General features: G+C 32.3%; 3 protein-coding genes. All 3 read right to left on the bottom strand.

Translation table 11 applies throughout. The annotated features are described in order from the left end of the window. Positions 1-840 (bottom strand): VWA domain-containing protein (locus tag MVY38_RS08910; RefSeq protein ID WP_297485369.1); only part of this gene is annotated, 840 nt, incomplete at its 3' end. Beyond that, positions 837-1,769, bottom strand: coding sequence for a VWA domain-containing protein (locus tag MVY38_RS08905; RefSeq protein ID WP_297485367.1), 933 nt, complete (start codon positions 1,767-1,769; stop codon positions 837-839). The genes MVY38_RS08905 and MVY38_RS08910, both read right to left, overlap by 4 nt. Further along, positions 1,762-2,169 carry a hypothetical protein gene (locus tag MVY38_RS08900; RefSeq protein ID WP_297485365.1) on the bottom strand — a complete coding sequence of 136 codons (408 nt, stop codon included), beginning with the start codon at positions 2,167-2,169 and terminating at the stop codon, positions 1,762-1,764. The genes MVY38_RS08905 and MVY38_RS08900 overlap by 8 nt, the downstream gene beginning before the upstream one ends. Positions 2,170-2,299 lie beyond the last annotated feature (130 nt).

Raw genomic sequence — 2,299 nt, 5'->3', positions numbered from 1 at the left:
ACTTCCTTCTATCTCTTTAAGCATTGCTTTTACATCCTTATCTGAATTGACATTGGTAATATAGACACCACCTGTTTTTATTGCTAGATTAGCAATATTTTCATTCAGTTTAGAGATGATTATTTTACCATTTTGTTTAATAAATTCACCATTTTTCATTTTTATTGGTGCACCCTGCTTTGTTCCCATGCCAAGCACAAAAACTACAATTCCTTTCTCTTTTGCATAGGCTATCTCTTTAGAGTAATTATGACTATCGCCACCATCACTGAAAAGCAGTATGTATTTTTTAGCATCATTTTTTACACTTTTACTTACAACCTGTAGCATTGACATTATATTTGTACCCTGCTCTGTTATGGATGTAGTATCAAGTTTTGAGAGTAAAAATTTTACTGCATCATGGTCAAAACTAAGAGGTGAAACAAGATAAGAGTTTTTTGCAAACGCAATAACTCCTATTCTTTCATTTGGTGCTAGATGCAAGAACTCTAAAGCTTTTTGTTTTGCTAGTTTAAGACGGTTTGGATAGACATCCGTCGCTAACATTGAATCGGAAATATCTAAAGCTATCATAATATCTGCACTCTTCTCTTTTACTTCCACTTTTCCATCTTTAATAACAGGCTCTGCAAGTGCAACTATAATCAATACCGATATAATAAAAAAGAGTACATTTCTCACTTTGAGAGTAAGCGTATTTGATGAGACGCTTAATTTCTTTATAACCTCAGCTGAAAAAAAGTTTGCTTGAGACTCTTTTTGTGTGAGCAAAAGTCCAAAAAGTATGACAACAATAGGCAACATATAGTATAAAAATTCTGGATGTAAAAATGTCATCTCTGTGCTCCTCTTCTATTTCTTAAATAGACATACAACAAAAGTGAAATAAGCCCAATAAAGAGTGGATAAAAATAAAAATAGTGTAAATATGAAAATGTCTCATTCTTTATTTCTACTTTCTCTAACTTATTTATTTTCTTATATATCTCTTGTAGTTGTGTTGCGTTTGATGCACCAAAAGCGACACCACCCGTCTCTTTTGCTATCTTCATAAGCACAGCACGGTTGTATCCGTTTGGAGAACCTATTCCAATAGGGTAAACTTTAACACCCTCTTTCTTCGCCATCTCCAAGGCTACATCAAGAGGAATTTTATCTGCACCCACAGTAGAATACCCATCTGTAAGTAAAATCGCTACTTTTGATTTTGATTTACTCATTTTTAGTAAATTTACACCTTGTGCTAAAGCTTCATACAGAGCCGTATATTGCCCAGCCATTCCAACTTGTAACTGTGAAACTATGCGTGAAAGTATATTTCTATCGTAAGTTAATGGAGATGCTACAAAAGAGTATGTTCCAAAAACAACTAAGCCCAAATTATCATTTTTTCGTTTTTTTATAAAATCTTTTACTACTGATTTGACTACATCAAATTTAGTTGCTGCCAAATTTGCAGGGTCAAAACCCCTCTCATTCATAGAGCCAGACGAATCTAAAATCAACGCTATTTCATGCCCATGTTTGGGTTTAAGCTGATACGGTTCATCTTTTACAGGAGACATCAATGCAACTATTAGCATCGCAATAGCAGTCCATTTTAAAAAAAAGAGGAGCTTTGATGCAGATGCCGTATTTTGCATAAATGTTGTAGTATGTGGAAAATATATAGATGGCATTTTCATTTTACAAAAAATGGCACATGCTACAAATAAAAAGATGAGTAAAAATAGTATTGGAAATTCAAAATAGATTCCATTAAACATCAATCATTCCTTCAAAGAGTTCAATATAGTGAATAGTATCGCTATCAAAATCTTTTACATCTTTTTTATATTTATATTGCTCAAGGCGCTCAAGCATATTTTCATACGCTCTTTTATGACGCTCGCTATCATTTTCAAAAGTTTTACCATAGTGCGTAATTTCATACGCTGCTTTTTTAGGATTTTTATAATTTACTTGTCTCAATAATTTATAATGTTCTGCTCTAATATTAAATTTTTTTCTATTTCTAATCCATCGATATGCCAAATAGAGAATGCCAAGAAGTAAAACTATTACTACTGTAACTATTGCTAAAAAGTAATAAAAAGAGTAGTCTTGTATCTCTAAAAGTGGCTTTATATCGTGCAGAGGTATTGTTGTATGTTGCGTATTTTGCATCTATCTTCCCTCAAATAATCTTCTTAAACCAACGCTTACATTTTCATCTGTATAAATCTTACTAAATCGTATTTGATGTTTTCTAAATGTTGCGTAGAGTTCTCTGTCATGTATTAACACTTTTTTTGCA

It is taken from the genome of Sulfurimonas sp. (assembly GCF_027056685.1).
Taxonomy (GTDB): Bacteria; Campylobacterota; Campylobacteria; order Campylobacterales; family Sulfurimonadaceae; genus Sulfurimonas.
Note: the sequence above shows the minus strand (reverse complement) of the source record. Positions and strands in the feature narration are given on the sequence as shown.

Excerpts from the sequence above, each read along its gene's own strand:
- MVY38_RS08905 (WP_297485367.1), bottom strand. The coding sequence starts at position 1,769 with ATGTTTAATGGAATCTATTTTGAATTTCCAATACTATTTTTACTCATC.
- MVY38_RS08900 (WP_297485365.1), bottom strand. The coding sequence starts at position 2,169 with ATGCAAAATACGCAACATACAACAATACCTCTGCACGATATAAAGCCA.